This window comes from Marinomonas algarum (assembly GCF_020532605.1).
Lineage (GTDB): Bacteria > Pseudomonadota > Gammaproteobacteria > Pseudomonadales > Marinomonadaceae > Marinomonas > Marinomonas algarum.
This window is the reverse complement of sequence record NZ_JAJATW010000021.1, coordinates 1-19,741: the sequence shown is the minus strand read 5'-3', so window position 1 is coordinate 19,741 and position 19,741 is coordinate 1. Positions and strand designations below refer to the sequence as shown.

Genomic DNA, 19,741 nt, shown 5'->3' with positions numbered 1-19,741 from the left:
GAATGCTCTTGTTTTTTGGGCAGATATTATAAGATAGCAAAATAATCTTTTGCAGAAATGCAAATCACGACATTTTATGCTAATAAAATGCAGTATGGCATTTTTTTAAGCGTAAAGTGCTTTTTATCATTCTGACTAATTAGGTTGTTTAACATGACTGCTTTATCGCCAAAGGGGATTCCTCGTCCTCAGGTGAAAACTTTAGATGAAATCCTTCCACAAGAACCGCTTCTTATGATGGGCGCAGGTCCTGTCCCGATTCCTGAGCGTGTTGCCAACGCGAACTCGATGGTCATTAACCACCTTGGTGACGCCATGGCGCAGGTGATTGATCAAGTGAAGGCCATGGCACGTTATGTATTTCAAACAGAATCTAAATGGGTGTTAGGCGTCGCGGGGCCAGCATCGGCAGCAATGGAAATGTCTGTGGCCAATTTGTTGGAACCCGGCGAGCGTATCCTATGCATCAATAACGGCTTTTTTAGCCATCGAATGGCGGAAATGGCCACGCGCATCGGTGCGGATGTGCATGAGTTGCATGTTGGTGTTCATGAGTCTGCGGACCCTGAACGAGTGCGTCGTGCCATTGAAGAAACACGACCCAAGGTGTTGACCTTAGTACAAGGGGAAACATCGAATACCGTGTTTAACCACTCCCTAGAAGAGATTACTCGTATTGCTAAATCGTATGGTTGTTTGGTGGTCGTTGACGCGGTTTGTACCTTAAGCACCATGCCGTTGAAAATGGACGAATGGCAGGTGGATGTGGTGATTACCGGTGGACAAAAAGGGTTATCATCTATCCCGGGGGTGTCTTTGTTGGTATTTTCTAATGATGCTTGGGCAACGGTGAAAAGCAGAAAAAAACCAACCGTACAATGGTGTTTTGATGCGCAGTTAGCAGAAAATTTTTGGCACAACCATGGCTACCATTATACGGCGCCGGTGTCTGGCATCATGGCGTTGCACGAAGCATTAAAGCTGGTTTGTGAGGAAACCCTTGAGCAGCGTTTTGCTCGACATCTGCGTTGTTCAAAGGCGTTACAAGCGGGTGTGGAAGGCATGGGACTTTCTTTATACATCCCAGAGGTATCGCGTTTGAACTCGGTGGTGGGCATTAGTATCCCGGAAGGGTTAACGGCCGCACAGATTTGTCGACATATCTCTGATACATACCGCGTGGAAATTGCGGGGTCTTTTGGTCAGCCGATCATTCGTATTGGTCAAATGGGAGAACAATGCCGAGAGCATAATTTATTCCGCACCTTGCATGCCTTAGGCAGTACCATGCGCGACTTGGGTGCCAAGGTTGATCAACCTAATGGCATGGCGGAAATGGAAAGCTATTTACAGAGCGTGCCTCGCTCTTTGTATCGAGTGGCTTAGCAAGTACGACACCCTTTACCGTGGTGTGATATTAAAATCGTTTTCCTAAGAACAGATAAACGCTACCGATCCCCTTGTTGTCATTCGCAGTAAGGGGATTTTTTGTGTGTATCTTTTACCGTACGTATATAAAAATACGTAAGAAATAGTCAAGACTGACAGGGTAGTGACAGGTTTGCAGGGTAAAGTTTACGAACTCAAGTATGTTGATATGATTTTGTAACTTGATTCGCTAACAACAACAATAACAAGCAGGAGATAATCATGCTTAAAACCCTTTCTTTGAAGTCTGTTCTTATTACAGGTGCTGCGGCACTGACAATCGCTGGACAGGCACATGCCTTTGAACCCGCTCGAAGCGCAGAATGTATTGCTCCTGCTAACCCAGGCGGCGGCTGGGATTTTACCTGTCGTAGTGTGGGTAAAGTGCTTGTTGATCAAAAATATTTTTCGGGCAACGTACAGACCGTTAACATGTCTGGCGCAGGCGGTGGTGTTGCGTTTGCACACACGGTGAGTAAACGTGCTAGCGATGACAACTTGATTGTAGCGGCCAGTACAGCAACGACAACACGCCTTGCTCAAGGCCAATTCCCCGGCATGAACGCTGACCAAGTAAAATGGGTGGGTACTCTGGGTGCTGACTACGGCATCATTGCAGTAGGCAAAGAGTCAAAATACACCTCTTTATCACAAGTGATTGATGCCCTTAAGAAAGATCCTGGTGCCGTGAAATTTGCGGGCGGCAGTGCGTCAGGTGGTTGGGATCATTTGAAAGTCTTGATGACAGCGCAGAAAGCCAATGTCGAGAAATTACCCAACATTCGCTACCTTGCTTTTAGTGGCGGTTCAGAGGCTTTGGTTCAAGTTGTTGGTGGACACGTTGACGCCTTTACAGGCGACATTTCTGAAGTGAAAGGTTTCATGGATTCCGGCGACTTGCGTGTATTAGCGGTGCTATCTGAAGAGCGTTTACCGGCGCCTTTTGATTCGATTCCAACGGCCATGGAGCAAGGTATTGATTCTGTTGCACCTAACTGGCGTGGTTTTTACGTGCCGGGTAAAGCCGATACGGCGTCTTACGACTGGTGGGTTGATACTATTGATGAGCTGTACACCACACAAGAATGGAAAGATGTCATGACTAAAAACGGTCTGATGCCATTTCATAAGTCAGGCGCTAAATTTACAGAATTTGTTAAAAATCAAACACTAGACATCAAAATTCTTTCTCAAGATATCGGTTTGATTCGCTAAGAGTCGACTGTTTTGGAGGGGGGCCGTGTTCTGACACACTGCCTTCTCCTATTTTCTCTTTATTCCCCCTATGATTTATTAACACGGAGCAAAGACATGCGCATTAACGATCGTGTGTTTGGCATGCTGATGCTGATTCTCGCCGTTGTTTACGGCTGGGAAGCAACCAAATTCCCTATTCCTTTTGGCGGACACGAAAGTGTTGGGCCTGAAACCTTTCCTATTATGTTGTCGATCATTTTAGGTGTCAGCGCTATTTATCTGATGGTGCGTCCTGATGAAGACGAGCCATGGGCACCGGTTGCTATGTTGATTGAGCTTGGTGTGGTGGTGATTTCTATGTTGGCGTTTGCTTGGGCCATTGAACCCATTGGCTTTATGCCAGCGGCGGCCTTGGTAGTGTCTTTTTTAAGTTGGCGTATGGGGGCAAGCATTGCGAAGAGTCTTATCACCGGTGTGACAAGCTCCGTGGTGATTTTCTTCCTATTCAATAATGTGCTTGAACTAGCGCTGCCTCTAGGTCTATTGGAGTTTTAATATGGATACTATGAGCTTATTAATGCAAGGCTTTGCGGTGGCATTGACGCCGGAAAGCATTATGTTTGCGGTGATCGGTGCCATATTGGGTACCTTGATCGGGGCATTACCGGGTCTTGGCCCCGCAAATGGTGTGGCGATTCTGATTCCATTGGCGTTCAGTTTGGGGCTGTCTCCCACGTCGTCTTTGATTCTACTCACCTCCGTATACGCGGGTGCCATGTATGGCGGTCGTATTTCATCTATTTTGCTGAATATTCCAGGCGATGAGCCTGCGATGATGACCTGTCTAGACGGGTATCCTATGGCGGTGAAAGGCAAAGCCGCGGAAGCCTTGGCCATCTCAGCGATTGCGTCTTTTATTGGTAGCTTTATTGCGACCATCGGCTTGGTGATTTTGGCGCCGATTCTGGCAAAATTTGCCTTAAAATTTGGCCCTTCAGAATACTTTGCTTTATTCGCCTTGGCGTTTGCGACCTTGGGTGGTATTACCGGTAAGAATCAATTTAAAACCTTAATGGCCGCGGCGATTGGTTTAATGATAGCGACAGTGGGTATCGATATTTCCACGGGTGTGCAGCGTTTTACCTACAACACGTTAGAGTTATTTGAAGGCATCGACTTTATCATCGCAATTGTTGGCTTGTTTGCCATCAGCGAATTGTTGTTCTTCCTTGAGCGTCACGCAGGTGATGGCCTGAAACAGGTTGCGATCAATAAGCTCAAGTTGTCTCCAAAAGACATTGTAAAGGTTTTACCTGCGTCCTTCCGTGGGGCCGTGCTGGGTTTTGTGGCGGGTGTTTTGCCGGGTGCCGGCGCGTCTTTGGGGAGTTTTATCAGTTACACCTTGGAAAAACGCACGTCCGATAAAGGCGAATTTGGTAAGGGCGATCCTCGTGGTGTGGCTGCGCCAGAAGCAGGCAACAACGGCGCAGCATCCGGTGCACTTGTGCCTATGTTGACCTTGGGTGTGCCAGGCAGTGGTACAACCGCTGTGTTGTTGGCGATGCTGATTTCGTTGAATATTTCGCCTGGTCCTATGTTGTTTCAACAAAATGCGGATTTGGTATGGGGCGTAATCGCGGCCATGTTCGTGGGTAACTTGGTGTTATTGTTGTTAAATATTCCAATGGTGGGTATTTTCGTGAAGTTGCTGAGCATTCCACCAAAATATTTGATGCCAGTAGTGACCCTGATCGCCTCAGTGGGTATTTATTCTGTTAGTCACAGCGCGTTGGATTTGTACTTCATGGTGGGATTTGGTGTTCTAGGTTACATCTTCCGTAAAGTGGACATTCCATTGGTGCCGATTATTCTGGGTATGTTGCTTGGGCCAGAAATGGAAAAAAGCCTTCGCCATGCCTTGGTCTTGTCCGATGGTGATTGGACGGTCTTATTCAATAGTGGTTTAAGCATTGGTCTTTGGACGGTTGCGATTCTCGGTTTGGTGCTGCCAATTATTATCGGTCCGATTGTTCGCGCTAAAATGAAGCGATCAAAAGACACTGTCAAAGACAGCTAAGCCCTGCAATACTAGGGAAAAGCGACATTAAAATTCGAGCCGTGAGAGCGGCTCGAATTTTGTCGTTTATAACCCTCAACAGCGCCTAAAAAAATAACAATAGGATAACAAAGCGATATGCGTATTTTAGTGGTGGAAGATACTCAAGTCTTGGCGCAAGCTATTTGCGATCGGTTGACCAGCTTAGGCCATGGTGTAGACCTGATGGAGGACGGTCAACGCGCGGATGATTTACTCAAATATCAGTCATTTGATCTAATCTTATTGGATTTAAACTTGCCCAGTTTATCGGGTCTGCAGCTACTGAAAAAGCTGCGTCAGCGTGATGACGATACGCCCGTATTGATTCTGACGGCCCGCGACCAAATTGAAGATCGTATTCGATTGCTTGATGAAGGCGCTGACGATTACTTGAGTAAACCCTTTGATTTTGGTGAGTTAGAAGCGCGTTGTCGTGCTTTGTTACGCCGCAAACAGGGCTATGCGTCTAACGTTTCGGAGCACGGTAACATTCTGGTCAACCGCGACAGTCGTCAGGTGTTTGTGAATGGCGAGCTTATCGGTGTGACCAATCGTGAGTTTCGGTTATTGGAAATATTTTTGGGGCATCTTGGGCGAGTGCTAAGCAAGGATGAGATCACCGATCATTTATTCAATTTTAATGAAACCCCAGGGCCGAATGCCATTGAATTGTATGTTGGTCGTCTACGCAAAAAAATTCTCCAAGGAGACTTAGTTATCAGCACGCTGAGAGGCATTGGGTATGTGGCAGACATCGCTAAACCAGCCAAACCTGAGTGAGGAAGAAGAGAAAAAAGCCTTAGCGCGGGCGCCGTCATTACGCTTTCGATTTATTGTGGCTGGCGTTTTGGTTATCGGTGTGATTGCCGGTCTGGCGATTAATCTAATTTTTGATTACAGCCAAAAGTTAGCGGATTTGTCTTACGACCGATTACTGCGCAGCGCTCTTCTGCAAATGGATGAAAATGTTGGTTTGATTCGCAACGAAGTCAGCATTGATATTCCTTGGTCGGCTTTTGCCACCTTGGCGCAAGCAGAAGAAGACCGTGTTTTCTATAAAGTAGAAAGTCTAGAGCAGGGTTTTATTACGGGTTATCAAGACCTGAACAGCTTTCCCCCCCGTTTCCCTGTGTTGGATGAAATCCAATTTTACAACCAGGCGTACTCCGGTGAAATGGTGCGTTTTGCTTGGGTGCAACGCAATATTATCGACGCAGAAACTGCCCAGACGATCCGAATTATTTTAGGGCAGACACGATTGTCACGGGAAGCAATGGCCGCCTCAATCACTCGTAAAGCGGTTGAAGTGGTGGTACTCATTGCGTTAGTGGCGATTACCTTGATCATCATTGGCAGTCATTTGGTGTTGCGGCCTTTGCATCGTATTGGTCGTGCCCTTGAGGACAGAGCCGTGGGAGATTTGACTCCTATTGATATTAATACCCCCAAAGAGACACACCATTTAAAAGTCGCCATTAATCATTTTATGGCGCGTTTGCAAACCAACTTAGCACAACTGGAGAATTACACCGCTGACGCCGCTCACCAGTTACGTACCCCCTTGGCCAGCCTGAAAGCGTTGGCTGAAAATGCCAGGGATATTGGCAACTCTGATCATTATTCGCCTGAAAAACAACGTCAGGCGTTGGAAAATATCGTTAAGCAGTGCGATACGTTGAACCAAACGGTAACCTTGTTGTTGAATCAAGCGGTGGTGTCCCATCGCCTACAAACTCATCGCTTGGCGTTGATGGATTTATTGGTGCCCGTGACCGAGTCTTGTCGAGAACAGGCGTTAGTCGCATTGCGTCAAGGCGTGCACCTGTCTTTAGAATGCGATTTAAAAGAGAGCCTAATTTTAGGCGATCGTTTTTCCATCCAGCAGATGATGCAAAATTTAATAGAAAACGCCGTGCGTTACAGCGGACAAGATTCTGCCGCACCAAAGGAAGTGATTGTGCAAGTGATGGCGTTCGATCTTTTTTATCGTATCAAGGTCATTGATCATGGCGATGGTATACCGGACAGCGAGAAAGAACGCGTCTTCGAGCGCTTTTACCGTGGTCGTTATGACGTTGCGGGCAGTGGCGTGGGGCTGTCGATGGTGAGAGACATTGTGAATCACCATTCGGCGCGGGTAAAAATCCTGAACACGGTGCCCAAAGGAACGACGTTTCAAGTGGACTTTGCCAAACATCGATTTGATGGGGACGATCAGTGATGGGTATTTTTCAAGTGTTGTGCATGGTGATGTTACTCCATGTTGGCAGTGTTTGGTCGGCAGATCCTGTCTGGTTTGGCAGTCAAGACAACACGCGTGTGTTGCATGTGAATTCGACCATGGATTTAGCCTCATTTGAGCCCATTTTAAAGGTCTTCGTTGCCTTACACCCTGATATTAAAGTGGCTTATCGAGACGTAAACACGCTGGATTTGTATCACCTGACCATTGATCAACATAAGCAGCCTCAAGCCAGTTTGGTGATCAGCAGTGCTATGGATCTGCAATTGAAGCTGGTGAACGATGGGTATGCGCAAACCTATCAATCAAATTTTACCGAGCGTCTACCCAGCGATTTTAGATGGCGTCATCAAGTGTTTGCTTTTTCTCTAGAGCCAGTGGTGATGTTGGTGAACACAGAGGTTTTTCCTGGTGACTTGCCAGAAGATCGTCAGTCTCTTTTGCAAACCATTCGGCAAAATGAAAGCATCATGACGCAACGAATCGGGACGTATGATATTCGTCAAAGTGGTGTGGGGTACTTATTGGCCAGTCAAGATGCTCGACAAGCGGATGTGACTTGGGGGCGACTCTTAGAAGCGTTTGGCAGCCATCAAGTGCGCACTTACTGTTGCACTCATGAAATGATCGACGATGTCGCCTCAGGCGAATTGGTGCTTGGTTACAACTTGTTAGGCTCTTATGCGTCTCAGCGAGCCCGGGATGATAAACGGCTGAAAATGATTTTGCCCAAAGATTATACCTTGATGTTGATGCGGACAGCCTTGATCCCAAAACAAGCGCCTAATCCACAAGATGCGGGGTTGTTTTTAGATTTTTTGTTGTCTGACAGTGCACAAAAAATGATGCAAACCCAAGGGTTATTGTTTCCTATTCGACCCGATGCGAACATCCCCAATGATCCTTATGTGGTCAGTGCGCCGGGGCCCACTGGCGTGATTGAGTTGGACCAGCAATTGTTGGTTGGGCGGGACTATGCTAAGCAAAAACGTTTTATTCGTAACTGGGAAATGGCATTAGAAATCAGCGAACTGGTGCCATAATCGGTGAGAATAGTGTGTTTTTTATGGCATTATTTTTCGACTGAGTCTTTTAAATAATGTGTGATTTCTTTATATTAGTGTAAATTAATTTAGAGGGTCTAGAAATGAAAAAATACAAAGATATCAATAATCATCAAAACGTTTTAGCGCGCGAATACCACCAGTCTGCGCCTGACATGCTGAACAGCTTTATGGCAATGCACAAAGTGGCCATGGCTGAAGGCGCATTGTCGGTAAAAAACAAAGAACTTATTGCGTTAGGGATTGGTATTGCTGCGCGTTGTGACGGTTGTATTGGTGCGCACGTTCAAGCGGCATTACAAGCGGGCGCTACACGCGAAGAGCTGGTTGAAACGGTCAACGTTGCGGTTGTGATGGGCGGTGGCCCTTCCATTACGTACGGTACGCAAGCGTTGGGTGCGGTAGACGAGTTTCTAGCGGACTAAACTCAGGCCACAGAAAGCAGGCCATAGAAAGGTTTGTTTGCAAATAAAACACACAAAAAAGCGATTCACTGTAGGTCGCTTTTTTTTGTTTAATTTGCTTAAGCTGTTTAAAGCATAATAACACCACGACCAATAGAGGCAATGGGCCCGGTTGGCAAGCCTGTAGGTGAGCCCGACGCTTGCTCTAGGGTCAGTTCAAACAGTTGGTTCTCGGTCAGAGGGGGGAGAGAATCCAAATTCACCTTGAGTGTTTCGCCCTTTTTAACAAGGCCCAATGACACCGGTTTCTCCCAACCTTCTGCTTTTGTCCAGAACTGCAATGCCTTGCCTTTCGGGATCTCAACGGCGGCTAATGGCACCAATTGCATTTGATTTGATTGACCTGTTTGAATCACCCAGCTCGGAGTTTTATCTTGAGGGGCAACCAATACGGCAATGTAGGTTGGCTCGCTTAATTCGGGTTGCATGGTGCTAAGTTGAACCGCAAAAAAGACGGTTAAGGCCATACCCACTCCGGCTAAACCTCGCCATATTGGTAAGCTTTGCCAAAAGTTCGTTGTCGGCTTTTGGGTTATTGGACGAGATGTTTCTAACGTATCCAAACTGCGCTCAATACGAGCGGACAGCGGCTGCGGTGCTGACACAGGAGGAAGTTGGTCAGTAATAGAGACAAAGTGATCTTGCCATTGGTTAACCATTTTTTGCAGCTGAGGGTTGTCCGCCAATCTTGCTTCAAACACCACTCTTTCAGTTTTATCTAGCGTGCCCAGAACATACTGACCGGCAAGGTTGTTATCGGTATTAAGCGAATCTGCATCGGTGGTTTTCATTGTAAGCACTCCTTTAGCGCATTTAGGCTACGTTTAATCCATGACTTAACGGTGCCGAGTGGCTTGTCGAGTAGGGTGGCGATTTCATCTTGTGTGTAACCATCGACGTAAGCGTGTAACACACAGAGTTTACGCTGTGGTTCTAGATGATCTAAGCAGCGGTTAAGAGAGGCTTGCGCCAATGGATCATTGACTAAGGTTTCTACATTGTCTTTCTGATGCTCGTTTTCAATGGCGTGGTGATCACACAGGTCCAATAAAAATTCGGGCTCAAATAGAACTTGTCTATGGCTGTATTTCAGCGCGTTGAGTGCTAAGTTGCGAGTTAGGGTATAAATCCATCCCCGCGCTGACCCAAGCTCGCTGTGATACTGTTGCGCGTTCTGCCAAATTTTAATAAACGCATCGTGTACCACGTCTTCTGCGAGTGGACGATTTTGCAGAATCCTCAATACAACGGCTAATAATCTTGGGGCTTCTTGCTCATAAAGCTGCATTAAGGCGCGTCGATCCCCTTGTGCGCATTTTTTAAGCGATGTTTCGTAGTTAAAAATAGAGGGAGACACGCTGATCCTATCTAATGAAAAAAAAACAGTGTACAAAACTGGCTCTTCTAAGTCATTAAAGTCAGTGCAAGAGTAACGTTTAAAAAAGTTTAAAATTTTTTTTATCTTTGCTGCATCCAAATCCTTTCCTCAATGGTTGTACTAATAGAAACACCAACACAGACAGAGAAGCCCATTCAAAAACGACTTGTTTTAAATGGGAGGAGTGTTGAATCCCTATTTGATTAACCTATGAAAGGAAATAACGATGAGAAATAAAGTAATTTTAAACGGTCTTCAAGTTGCAGCGATGGCTGCAGTTATGGCAACAGCGACTCAAGCCCATGCATGGACTTTTTCGCAAGAAAACTTACCAAGTGCTGTTCAGGTGCCTGCAGGCAACAAAGTCGCTATGTTCACATCTGCGCAAGGTAACATTACTTGGGAATGTAAAGCCGATGCCAGTAACATGGATCAAGCAAAATGGGCGTTTGCAGGGCCGCGCGCGATTTTAAGTGATAATAAAGGCAATCATTTAGTGTCTTACTTTGGACCGCCAGCAACTTGGGAATCTTTAGACGGTTCTTCTATTACGGGTAAGCAACTTGCCGTGTCTCCTTCTGAGAAGGGCAGTATTCCTATGCAGTTAGTAAAAGCGAATGCGTCTTCACGTCCGGGTTCGTTGGAAGGGGTGACGTATGTACAGCGTATTAACCTGAAAGGTGGTGCGGCGCCGCAAACCGGTTGTAATATGGATAAAATTGGCCACAAAGTGGTCGTGAATTACTCTGGCGAATACCTATTCTGGAAAGCTAAATAAGACGCTTTGCCCTGTCACAAAGTGACGGGGCGCATTGTTTCTACTGCTGTTTGTTCGTTGTTATCTTTATCAACCAAGTCCTCTTGATAGCATGCTTATTGATACGATGGCTGATCCCCTCGTTTTTGTTGCATGCGACGCAAAAACTCCGACATGATGTGCATGTACAGCTCATCCCCTAGGTATTTGTCTTCCACACCGCGGTCGATACTGGGGTTATCATTCACTTCGATTACGTAACCGCGACCGTTAATTTCTTTCACATCCACCCCGTACAGGCCATCGCCAATGGGTTTGGTGGCAGCGATGGCTGCTTGCAACACTTTACGCGGCACTTCAAATGTCGGTAGGGTATCAAAGCCGCCGCTTTCACTGGCGCTGTCACTGTGTTGATAAATTTGCCAGTGGTCTTTTACCATGTAATAACGACAGGCAAAAATCGGTTTGTTGTTGAGCACACCAATGCGCCAGTCGAACTCGGTGTATAAATATTCTTGCACCAACAGCAAAGACGACTTTTTAAACAATGAACTCAAGCTTGCCGTTAGCGCCTCGCGATTTTCGGCCTTGATGACGCCTTTTGAGAAGGCGCCATCGGGTATTTTTACTACCATTGGGTAGCTGATGACCGCTTCTAGAGCGTCTTCAACGTCTTTCTCACCTTTGTGTACAATGCGTGTTTTCGGGCAAGGGACTTTGTGGGTGTTAAATAAATCTGCCAAATACACCTTGTTTGTGCAGCGCATAATGGACTGAGGGTCGTCCATCACCACCAAGCCGGCCGCTTCGGCTTTTTTAGCGAAGCGGTAAGTGTGGTGGTCGATATTGGTGGTTTCACGGATAAATAAACCGTCGTATTCCGGTAACCGCATGATGTCTTTTGGTCCTATCATGTCCACGTGAATGCCCAATTGTTTGCCTGCCTGGATGAATTTTTTAATCGCTTGTTCATCGCTTGGTGGCATGGCTTCTTCTGGGTTGACGAGAATCGCCATATCAAATTTTGCGGCGCGTTGAATACGGCCTTTACTCCACACTTTATGACTAAAGGCTTCCAATGATTCGGCAAAGAGGGTTTCTTCCGCGTCGTTAAGGCTCTTATGTGAGGTGATTTGTAGATCACTGACTTGCCAGGTTTTGCGAAACTTCAACTTCACTTCCAACACTGGGCAAGCAAAGGCTTCGAACATTTTACGAGCGAATTCTTTCATTTCAGGCAAGGTGGTTTTTCCAAACACACAGTGAAAAGCGATGTCAGTCGGTGCGTCGGGTGTGCCCAGCTTTTGTGCTAACGCCGGTAAAAGTTGTGCCACTTGCATTTCATACAAGGCTTTTTTACTGATGTCGTTTAAGACCCGAACAGACGGCATAACATGATGACCGCGACTTTCAGCCAACAGAGAGCAATAGTACCCATCTGATAGGTATTTGCTGCTTTTACACAGGTTGATGATACGGGTTCGCCCATGGTTTTTGACTGCCATGTTTAGGTATTGTGTGAAGGTAATGACACGATCGCTTGGCAAAAACGCAGACCAATCTTTGGCCTGATCAACAACGATGTAAGTCTGTGACATGTGTTTTGGTTTTCCTTATAAGGTGGTTTTTTTGAGAGAATTGAACGATTTAATGGTGTCTTGAATTGTGCGGATAGTGCGCTTGTTTTTGTGATTTAACAATAGGCGAAAAAGAAATAAAGAGATGTTTTTTTGTTGAAAATTTAGACTATCTTTTACATAAAATTCGCCCTAGAATGCGCGAAAATTTCCATCGTTACATCGCCTTGTTATGGCATCCGCGTTTGATGCTATAGTCCAAAAATGCAACGATTCTAGTGACCTTTTGCCCTTTCGAGGCGATGCCATGAGCAAGTTGATTTCTTCTGTAATACCCCCCTCTCAATCCCTTTCCCAATCTCTTTCAAGCCTTAATGTGCAACCGGCCGTATTGGACGACCTTAGTGGCTTATTGCAATTAGAAAGCCTGGCTTTTAATGGTGATCGTTTGAGTCGCCGCAGTTTTCGGCGTGCCATCACCAGTCAAGGTTCGGCATTATTTGTTGCAAAACGAGAGACCGGTGAATTACTTGGCTACGCCTTGCTTCATCTTCGTCAGGGGACGCGTTTGGCGCGTTTGTATTCGTTGGCGGTGTCACCTTCGGCGCGAGGATTGGGCATAGGAAAATTACTGATTCAAGCCTGTGAGAAAAAAGCGCTAAAGCAAGGAAAAATGCTGCTACGTCTTGAAGTCAGTGATGTGAACCTCAGTGCCATTGGCTTGTACCAAGCGCTGGGCTACAAGGAGTTTGGCCATTACGATGCTTACTACGAAGACCAGACCGATGCGATTCGTATGCAAAAGCGTTTACGCCATGTGGGTGATGAGCAAACCACACGCCCTATGCCTTGGTTAGCCCAAGGTACTCCCTTTACTTGTGGCCCAGCATCGTTGCAAATGGTGTTGTCGGCGTTGCAACCAGACTATCAGGCCACGCCCGATGATGAGCTGGAAATATGGCGTGAAGCCACAACGATTTTTATGACTTCGGGTCACGGTGGCTGTCATCCAATGGGGCTGGCGTTGGCGGCAAAAAAACGTGGCTTGTCAGCCAGCGTGTGGTTAAGCGAAGCTGGCCCCTTGTTTGTTGACAGCGTGCGTAATGAACTAAAGAAAAGCGTGATTACGCGCGTGCACGAAGGGTTTACGAAACAATGTCACGAGTTGCAGTTACCTGTGCATTATTCACCGATGCCTTTAGATCAGTTGATTGCTGAGTTCGATCATGGCGCCGTGGCGATAATCTTGATCAGCACTTTTCGTATGGACGGTAAAAAATCGCCTCATTGGGTGGTGATGTCAGGTTACGACGAACATTGTATTTTAGTACACGACCCGGATTTAGACGATGAAACACGTTTGCCAGATGATCCGCCTAGCCCCTTAGATTGCCAATTTGTTCCCATAGCACGGGATGAATTTGAAAAAATGTCTCGGTTTGGCCAAAGCCGTTTACAAGCAACTGTGGTGCTGAAAACGCTCTAAGCAGCCTTGGTGTTTTGCCATGAAGGCGAGCGTGATACTGTTCTTCCATAAAATGAGTACTTTTCAAAAATCGATGGAGGAACAGTCAAATGAAGGTTGCGTTTACCAGTGATAATATTGCCGGCGCGTCTGACGCCGTATTTCATGCCATGATGGAAGCCGCGCAAGGCGATGCTATGCCCTATGGTCATGACGAAGGTACGGAGCAGGTCACGCACATGCTATCGGAACTGTTCGAGTGCGATCTCGCGGTGTTTTTAGTGTCTACTGGCACGGCAGCGAATGTATTGAGCATCAGTGCGTTAACGCCTCCTTGGGGCAGTGTGTTGTGTCATTCTGAAAGCCATCTATTAAACGATGAAAGTACGGCGCCAGAGTTTTATGCGGGAGGCGCTCGCTTTGTGGGTGTGCGTGGTGCGGACGCTAAAATCGACCCTGTTCAGTTAAAAAAAGTCATTAATCAAAAAGTAGGTGACGTTCATTCATGCCAAGCGTCGGCGGTGAGCGTGTCGCAAGTGACGGAAGTGGGCAGTGTGTATTCATTGCCTGAGCTGCGTGCCATTACTGATGTTGCTAAAGCGGCTGGTTTACCTGTTCACATGGATGGTGCTCGTTTTACGAATGCCTTGGTGGCGTTAGATTGTTCACCCGCCGAGATGACCTGGAAAGCGGGGGTTGATGTCGTTTCGTTCGGCGCTACCAAAAATGGCGTGATGGCCGCGGAAGCCATCGTGGTATTTAAGCATTCGTTAGAAAGCAAAGGCATTGACAGCGAGCGAGTCGTTCAAGAACTGGGTTTTCGTCGTAAACGCGGTGGACATTTGCATTCTAAGATGCGTTTGTTATCTGCGCAAATGGTGGCGTATTTGACCGATGACCTGTGGCTCAACAATGCCAACCACGCCAACACCATGATGTCGATGTTACAAGACGGACTAAAAGACATCCCCGATGTGATGATAGATACGCCGGCACAAGCGAACATGCTGTTTTGCCGGATGCCTTTAGCGATGATCGACTTCCTACAAAAAGAGGGATTTGGTTTTTACACTGGACGCTGGGAAGAAGGGGTGATTCGATTGGTAACGTCTTTTAGAACGCCCAAAGAAGGTGTGGACGCGTTTATTAATGCAACTCGACGTTTTTCAGCAATAAGCGATTAGGTCAAGACGGGTAACGGAACAGGATAAAAAGCCCCATCGACTCTTATAGTGTCGTTGAGGCTTTAAATTTGAAACGAGATTAACGCAAGATGAGCAAGGGAACGTCGCTTTCTACGATCATTTTGCTGGTGTTGCTGCCGACAAAAAATTGACGTACTTTGGAATGGGCGTAAGCACCCATGGCCATTAGGTCAATATTATTTTCTTTTCGGTATTCAGTCAGTACAGGATAGATTTTCCCTGGAATAATCGACGCCGTAACGTCGAATCCTTCCTTTTCCAACATCTTATGGGCTTCTTCCAGTTTTTTGCGTCGTTCAGGTGTTGCGTCCCCCGCCATAACTAGGTGGCACGGCAAGCCTTTTAACAGTGGGCTTTGTGCAATGCGCGCAATGGCATTATTCGCCGCTTCGCGACCGTCGTAAGCGATCATGAAATTAGACGGTGGCGTAAAATCATCGACCGTGATTAAGATAGGACGATGAAGGGTTCTGGCGGCCCGTTCGATGTGCGTTCCCACCGTTTGTGCTGATAAGGTATGGTTCGTACCCAGCCGACCGAGCACAAAGAGACGAGCGTCTGTTTCTAAGTCAATAAGATTATCGACCAAATCCCCATGACGTTGCAGGGTGTTCGTTTGGGTTGCTCCTGCTTTTTTAGCAAGCTCATCGGCATTGTCTAAAATAATCTTGCCATACTCTACAGCCAACTTGGCGCGTCTTTGGTCCAGTTCCACCAACTCATCCAGCAAGTGCTCACGACTGCCAAAACCAATTGCACCGGATAAATCCTCATCGGTGCGAATAGGATCTTTTTCCAGCGAATGCAATAACGTCAGTGGGCTGTCCATACGGTTTGCCGCCCACACTGAGGCATTTGTGACGTACTTGGTCAAAGAAGACCCATCTATACAAGCGATAATATGTGTCATGTTGCGCTCCTTATTATTTGTGTGATTCGGCCTAGTGGCCGCCCATGACTTTTTCGACTTCTTCTGGGTTGCTGTGTACCCCAAACTTGTCGACTACGGTGGCGCTGGCGGCGTTCATACCTACGAGTTCAACATCGGCTCCTTCACGACGGAATTTGATCACCACTTTATCGAGGGCCGACACCGCTGTGATGTCCCAAAAATGGGCGTCGGTCAAATCGATCGTCACCTTTTCAACCACTTCTTTGAAATCAAAAGACGCTGTAAATTGATCGGATGAGGCAAAAAACACCTGACCGACAACTTTATAAGTGCGTTGGTTGCTGTGTTCGCCTTGTTCGTTTTTCACCACCATAAAGCGGCCAATTTTGTTGGCAAAAAATAACGATGCCAATAAAACACCCACGAACACACCGATTGCCAAGTTGTGTGTGGCAACCACGATGGACACCGTGGCCAACATAACAAGGTTAGTCGATAACGGGTGTTTTTTCAGGTTAACAATGGATTCCCATGAGAAAGTGCCGATGGATACCATGATCATCACCGCCACTAAAGCGGCCATTGGGATTTGACCAATAAGGTCATCGAGAAACACGACCATAATAAGCAGTAATAAACCGGCAATGAAAGTGGACAGACGACCGCGACCGCCGGATTTAACGTTGATGACGGACTGACCGATCATGGCGCAACCGGCCATACCGCCCATTAAACTGGAACCAATATTGGCGATGCCCTGACCTTTACACTCGCGGTTCTTGTCGCTGGTGGTATCGGTAAATTCGTCAACAATGGTGGCGGTCATCATGGATTCAAGTAAACCAACGACAGCCAAACCGAGCGAGTAGGGTAGGATGATCATCAATGTCTCTAGATTTAACGGCACATCTGGCCACAAGAAAATCGGCAAAGTATCAGGTAACTCGCCCATGTCACTCACGGTACGAATGTCTAATCCGTAGGTCATGGCGAAAACAGTCAATAACACAATGCAGACCAAAGGCGAAGGTACGGCTTTGCCAATGATTGGCAACAAGGGGAAAAGATAAATAATGCCTAATCCTGCTGCTGTCATGGCGTAAACATGCCAGGTTACGTTGGTTAATTCAGGGAGCTGCGCCATAAAGATAAGGATTGCGAGGGCGTTAACGAAGCCAGTGACTACAGATCGAGAGACAAAGCGCATTAAGGCGCCCAGTTTTAAGTACCCGGCAATAATCTGAAAAACACCCGTAAGCAAGCTGGCGGCGAGAAGATATTGCAAGCCGTGATCTTTTACTAAGGTCACCATTAAAAGTGCCATGGCACCGGTTGCTGCGGAGATCATTCCAGGTCGACCACCCACAAATGAAATAATCACGGCAATACAAAAGGACGCGTATAATCCGACTTTCGGGTCAACACCGGCAATGATAGAGAAGGCAATCGCCTCAGGTATCAGAGCCAATGCCACAACGGTTCCTGCAAGGGAGTCGCCTTTTATGTTTGAGAGCCAGTCTCGTTTTATTGAATCGATCATTTATTACCTTCTGAAATACCGTTATGCCAAATTAAGCCGTTTCATACCGCTTTTGGCTTTTATCATTTTTAAAAATAGGGGGGTTGAGTGACCTGTGTTGTATGGCCTGCACAGGTCAAAACGAAAAGAGTGAGTCATTGACTCATTACACAGAGGATTAACATAGGATTAAACAGTTGTTTACCGTGCCTTTTTCATGACAAAAATTATAGAGAGTTGCTTGATGTATAGCAATGAAGAGGCGACCGGAGTCGACAAAAAGTCGCAAAACCCTCGTACTGTACCAAGGTACAGTAGCGGACATGTTTAGCATGCTTTATTGTGATAGTAATTATACAAATATTCTGACTTTTTAAAGTCCCATCGATAAGGAAAGTACCATGAGCGACAGCCAAGTACCATTCGCAACCCTCGGTAATACCATTGGATTTATTTCTCAGGCAAGCGGTCTAGTGACTGTACAGTCTATTGATGGGCAAGAACGTGTTGTACGTGTTGGTGATCCAATTTTCTATGGTGAGACCGTTGTCACAGGAGCCGGTGCCTCGGCCACGATTGCCTTCGTTGACGGCACAGAAGTACTGATTGGCGACGAGTCTGTTGTCGAAATAAACGACGAAGTTTACAACACGGGCGATGCAGAAGAGTTGGTTGCTGATTCCACCTCAGAAGTGGACGCCCTTCAAGCCGCGATCCTAGCCGGCGATGACCCTACCTTAGTTCAAGAAGCGCCTGCGGCCGGTGAAGCAACAGATGATCAAAACCGCGTTGATGTGGATGTAGAGCGTAATGATGATGCGTCTTTGCCAACGTTTGGTACTGACACGCTTAGCACTTTGCCTACTTATGGCTATGACACAAATGTAGATTCTGCAGCGATTCCCGCCTCGGAACAAACTCAAAGAACATCGCCGACAGAAAGTATCCCCGCTGTGGCTGGTACCGTTGTTATCAATAGTATAACCAACGATAACGTCATCAATTCTGCCGAAGCAAGCGGTACTATTACTGTATCCGGCACGGCCACTGGTGGTGATGTATCAGAAGGCGACACGGTTCAACTCGTCGTCGATGACACCACGTACACCACTACCGTAGGCGCTGACGGGTCCTGGACTGCTGATGTGGCTGGAAGTGATCTAACAGTGGGCACAAACGTTACAGCAACTATCACCTCAAGTAATGACCTTGGTAATACAGTGACGAGTACTGGCGATACAACCTATACCGTCGATTTATTAGCTGATGCAGGCGTTGTAACAGTCGATGCTATTACCTCCGACGATATTATCAACGCAACCGAAGCTGCACAAACCATCACTGTCACCGGTACAGCAGCGGGTGGAGATATCTCAGAAAACGACGTCGTCACCATGACAATCAACGAAACGGTCTACACAACTACCGTTGGCACTGATGGTACCTGGTCTGTAGATGTTGCTGGTTCTGACTTAGCTGCGGATACCGCTTTCGATGCAGTCGTAGCGTCTTCAGATGTGGCGGGTAACACAGTCGTTACAACTGGTTCTTCTATCCATGTTGTTAATCAGGCGCCAACAGCGACAGCGGCGACCGGCAGCGTGACAGAAGATGCGAGCATCACAGGCAGCATCAGTGCACAAGACGTGGATCTGCCAGCGGGTGCGAGCTTGACGTTCAGCACGACGTCAACGGCAGCAGGCTTGACGCTGAATGCAGACGGTTCTTACAGCTTCGATGCTTCTTCTTACGACAGCTTAGAAGTAGGCGAGAAACAAGTTATCGACGTACCGGTTACGGTGACTGACGACCAAGGTGCGACAGCAAGCACGACTCTAACGGTCACCATTAATGGCACCAACGACGCGGCGGAGATCAAAGGCGACACAAGCGCATCCGGTACTGAAACCGATGCGGCCTTGACGCTAGGCGGTACGTTGACAGCGAAAGACGTCGACAACACAGACAACGTGTTCACAGCGAACACGATCGAAGGCACCAACGGCACGTTCAGCATCGACGCCAATGGCGCGTGGACGTTCGTGGCGAACAGCGCGTTCAACGAACTCAACGTGGGCGACAGCAAAGTAGAAAGCTTCAACGTGACGTCAGCGGATGGCACGGTTCAAGCGGTCACGGTCACCATTAATGGCACCAACGACGCGGCGGAGATCAAAGGCGACACAAGCGCATCCGGTACTGAAACCGATGCGGCCTTGACGCTAGGCGGTACGTTGACAGCGAAAGACGTCGACAACACAGACAACGTGTTCACAGCGAACACGATCGAAGGCACCAACGGCACGTTCAGCATCGACGCCAATGGCGCGTGGACGTTCGTGGCGAACAGCGCGTTCAACGAACTCAACGTGGGCGACAGCAAAGTAGAAAGCTTCAACGTGACGTCAGCGGATGGCACGGTTCAAGCGGTCACGGTCACCATTAATGGCACCAA

The 19,741-nt window shown here is 47.3% G+C and carries 17 protein-coding genes; 12 read left to right on the top strand and 5 right to left on the bottom strand.

Features of this window, described 5'->3' with window-relative positions:
* Positions 1-153: 153 nt before the first annotated feature.
* The 8 genes from LG368_RS12590 (at position 154) to LG368_RS12555 (ending at position 8,454) form a co-directional block, all read left to right on the top strand.
* The gene (locus LG368_RS12590) at positions 154-1,386 is read left to right on the top strand and encodes a pyridoxal-phosphate-dependent aminotransferase family protein (protein ID WP_226755082.1); all 1,233 of its coding nucleotides are present in this window, start codon (positions 154-156) and stop codon (positions 1,384-1,386) included.
* A 264-nt stretch (positions 1,387-1,650) separates the two neighbouring features.
* Positions 1,651-2,643: a Bug family tripartite tricarboxylate transporter substrate binding protein gene (locus tag LG368_RS12585; RefSeq protein ID WP_226755081.1), complete on the top strand. Its 993-nt coding sequence runs from the start codon at positions 1,651-1,653 to the stop codon at positions 2,641-2,643.
* 96 nt (positions 2,644-2,739) lie between these two features.
* Positions 2,740-3,180, top strand: coding sequence for a tripartite tricarboxylate transporter TctB family protein (locus LG368_RS12580; protein ID WP_226755080.1), 441 nt, complete (start codon positions 2,740-2,742; stop codon positions 3,178-3,180).
* 1 nt (position 3,181) lies between these two features.
* Positions 3,182-4,702 (top strand): tripartite tricarboxylate transporter permease, encoded by a 1,521-nt coding sequence (locus LG368_RS12575; RefSeq protein WP_226755079.1) that lies wholly within the window; start codon positions 3,182-3,184, stop codon positions 4,700-4,702.
* A gap of 117 nt (positions 4,703-4,819) precedes the next feature.
* Positions 4,820-5,503: a response regulator transcription factor gene (locus LG368_RS12570; protein WP_226755078.1), complete on the top strand. Its 684-nt coding sequence runs from the start codon at positions 4,820-4,822 to the stop codon at positions 5,501-5,503.
* The gene (locus tag LG368_RS12565) at positions 5,466-6,944 is read left to right on the top strand and encodes a sensor histidine kinase (protein WP_226755077.1); all 1,479 of its coding nucleotides are present in this window, start codon (positions 5,466-5,468) and stop codon (positions 6,942-6,944) included. The genes LG368_RS12570 and LG368_RS12565 overlap by 38 nt, the downstream gene beginning before the upstream one ends.
* Positions 6,944-8,008: an ABC transporter substrate-binding protein gene (locus LG368_RS12560; RefSeq protein WP_226755076.1), complete on the top strand. Its 1,065-nt coding sequence runs from the start codon at positions 6,944-6,946 to the stop codon at positions 8,006-8,008. The genes LG368_RS12565 and LG368_RS12560 overlap by 1 nt, the downstream gene beginning before the upstream one ends.
* Before the next feature lie 104 nt (positions 8,009-8,112).
* Positions 8,113-8,454, top strand: coding sequence for a carboxymuconolactone decarboxylase family protein (locus tag LG368_RS12555; protein ID WP_226755075.1), 342 nt, complete (start codon positions 8,113-8,115; stop codon positions 8,452-8,454).
* A 107-nt stretch (positions 8,455-8,561) separates the two neighbouring features.
* Here the strand turns inward: LG368_RS12555 and LG368_RS12550 are convergent, their stop codons facing one another.
* Both LG368_RS12550 and LG368_RS12545 read right to left on the bottom strand, forming a co-directional pair.
* Positions 8,562-9,284, bottom strand: coding sequence for an anti-sigma factor (locus tag LG368_RS12550; RefSeq protein ID WP_226755074.1), 723 nt, complete (start codon positions 9,282-9,284; stop codon positions 8,562-8,564).
* A complete protein-coding gene (locus LG368_RS12545; RefSeq protein ID WP_226755073.1) occupies positions 9,281-9,850 on the bottom strand; it encodes a sigma-70 family RNA polymerase sigma factor in 570 nt (189 codons plus the stop codon). The genes LG368_RS12550 and LG368_RS12545 overlap by 4 nt, the downstream gene beginning before the upstream one ends.
* A 247-nt stretch (positions 9,851-10,097) precedes the next feature.
* Here LG368_RS12545 and LG368_RS12540 point away from each other — a divergent pair, with 247 nt between their 5' ends.
* Positions 10,098-10,649, top strand: a complete 552-nt coding sequence (locus LG368_RS12540; protein WP_226755072.1) for a DUF3455 domain-containing protein — start codon at positions 10,098-10,100, stop codon at positions 10,647-10,649.
* A 95-nt stretch (positions 10,650-10,744) separates the two neighbouring features.
* On the opposite strand, the gene LG368_RS12535 is transcribed toward LG368_RS12540, so the two are convergent.
* Positions 10,745-12,226 carry a RimK family protein gene (locus tag LG368_RS12535; RefSeq protein ID WP_226755071.1) on the bottom strand — a complete coding sequence of 494 codons (1,482 nt, stop codon included), beginning with the start codon at positions 12,224-12,226 and terminating at the stop codon, positions 10,745-10,747.
* Between the two features lie 286 nt (positions 12,227-12,512).
* On the opposite strand from LG368_RS12535, the gene LG368_RS12530 reads away from it, so the two are divergent.
* Together LG368_RS12530 and LG368_RS12525 are read left to right on the top strand one after the other, a co-directional pair.
* On the top strand, positions 12,513-13,691 hold the full coding sequence (locus tag LG368_RS12530; RefSeq protein WP_226755070.1) for a GNAT family N-acetyltransferase/peptidase C39 family protein: 1,179 nt from the start codon (positions 12,513-12,515) through the stop codon (positions 13,689-13,691).
* A gap of 89 nt (positions 13,692-13,780) precedes the next feature.
* Entirely contained in the window at positions 13,781-14,854 is a 1,074-nt protein-coding gene (locus LG368_RS12525) for a threonine aldolase family protein (protein ID WP_226755069.1), read from the top strand.
* 79 nt (positions 14,855-14,933) lie between these two features.
* Here LG368_RS12525 and LG368_RS12520 read toward each other — a convergent pair whose 3' ends face one another.
* Both LG368_RS12520 and LG368_RS12515 read right to left on the bottom strand, forming a co-directional pair.
* The gene (locus tag LG368_RS12520; RefSeq protein ID WP_226755068.1) at positions 14,934-15,785 is read right to left on the bottom strand and encodes a universal stress protein; all 852 of its coding nucleotides are present in this window, start codon (positions 15,783-15,785) and stop codon (positions 14,934-14,936) included.
* A 31-nt stretch (positions 15,786-15,816) separates the two neighbouring features.
* Positions 15,817-17,307: a SulP family inorganic anion transporter gene (locus tag LG368_RS12515; protein WP_226755067.1), complete on the bottom strand. Its 1,491-nt coding sequence runs from the start codon at positions 17,305-17,307 to the stop codon at positions 15,817-15,819.
* A 380-nt stretch (positions 17,308-17,687) separates the two neighbouring features.
* On the opposite strand from LG368_RS12515, the gene LG368_RS12510 reads away from it, so the two are divergent.
* The coding region (locus tag LG368_RS12510; RefSeq protein ID WP_226755066.1) for a retention module-containing protein at positions 17,688-19,741 on the top strand (2,054 nt) is incomplete at its 3' end.

Excerpts from the sequence above, each read along its gene's own strand:
- LG368_RS12590 (WP_226755082.1), top strand. The coding sequence starts at position 154 with ATGACTGCTTTATCGCCAAAGGGGATTCCTCGTCCTCAGGTGAAAACT.
- LG368_RS12585 (WP_226755081.1), top strand. The coding sequence starts at position 1,651 with ATGCTTAAAACCCTTTCTTTGAAGTCTGTTCTTATTACAGGTGCTGCG.
- LG368_RS12580 (WP_226755080.1), top strand. The coding sequence starts at position 2,740 with ATGCGCATTAACGATCGTGTGTTTGGCATGCTGATGCTGATTCTCGCC.
- LG368_RS12575 (WP_226755079.1), top strand. The coding sequence starts at position 3,182 with ATGGATACTATGAGCTTATTAATGCAAGGCTTTGCGGTGGCATTGACG.
- LG368_RS12570 (WP_226755078.1), top strand. The coding sequence starts at position 4,820 with ATGCGTATTTTAGTGGTGGAAGATACTCAAGTCTTGGCGCAAGCTATT.
- LG368_RS12565 (WP_226755077.1), top strand. The coding sequence starts at position 5,466 with ATGTGGCAGACATCGCTAAACCAGCCAAACCTGAGTGAGGAAGAAGAG.
- LG368_RS12560 (WP_226755076.1), top strand. The coding sequence starts at position 6,944 with ATGGGTATTTTTCAAGTGTTGTGCATGGTGATGTTACTCCATGTTGGC.
- LG368_RS12555 (WP_226755075.1), top strand. The coding sequence starts at position 8,113 with ATGAAAAAATACAAAGATATCAATAATCATCAAAACGTTTTAGCGCGC.
- LG368_RS12550 (WP_226755074.1), bottom strand. The coding sequence starts at position 9,284 with ATGAAAACCACCGATGCAGATTCGCTTAATACCGATAACAACCTTGCC.
- LG368_RS12540 (WP_226755072.1), top strand. The coding sequence starts at position 10,098 with ATGAGAAATAAAGTAATTTTAAACGGTCTTCAAGTTGCAGCGATGGCT.
- LG368_RS12535 (WP_226755071.1), bottom strand. The coding sequence starts at position 12,226 with ATGTCACAGACTTACATCGTTGTTGATCAGGCCAAAGATTGGTCTGCG.
- LG368_RS12530 (WP_226755070.1), top strand. The coding sequence starts at position 12,513 with ATGAGCAAGTTGATTTCTTCTGTAATACCCCCCTCTCAATCCCTTTCC.
- LG368_RS12525 (WP_226755069.1), top strand. The coding sequence starts at position 13,781 with ATGAAGGTTGCGTTTACCAGTGATAATATTGCCGGCGCGTCTGACGCC.
- LG368_RS12520 (WP_226755068.1), bottom strand. The coding sequence starts at position 15,785 with ATGACACATATTATCGCTTGTATAGATGGGTCTTCTTTGACCAAGTAC.
- LG368_RS12515 (WP_226755067.1), bottom strand. The coding sequence starts at position 17,307 with ATGATCGATTCAATAAAACGAGACTGGCTCTCAAACATAAAAGGCGAC.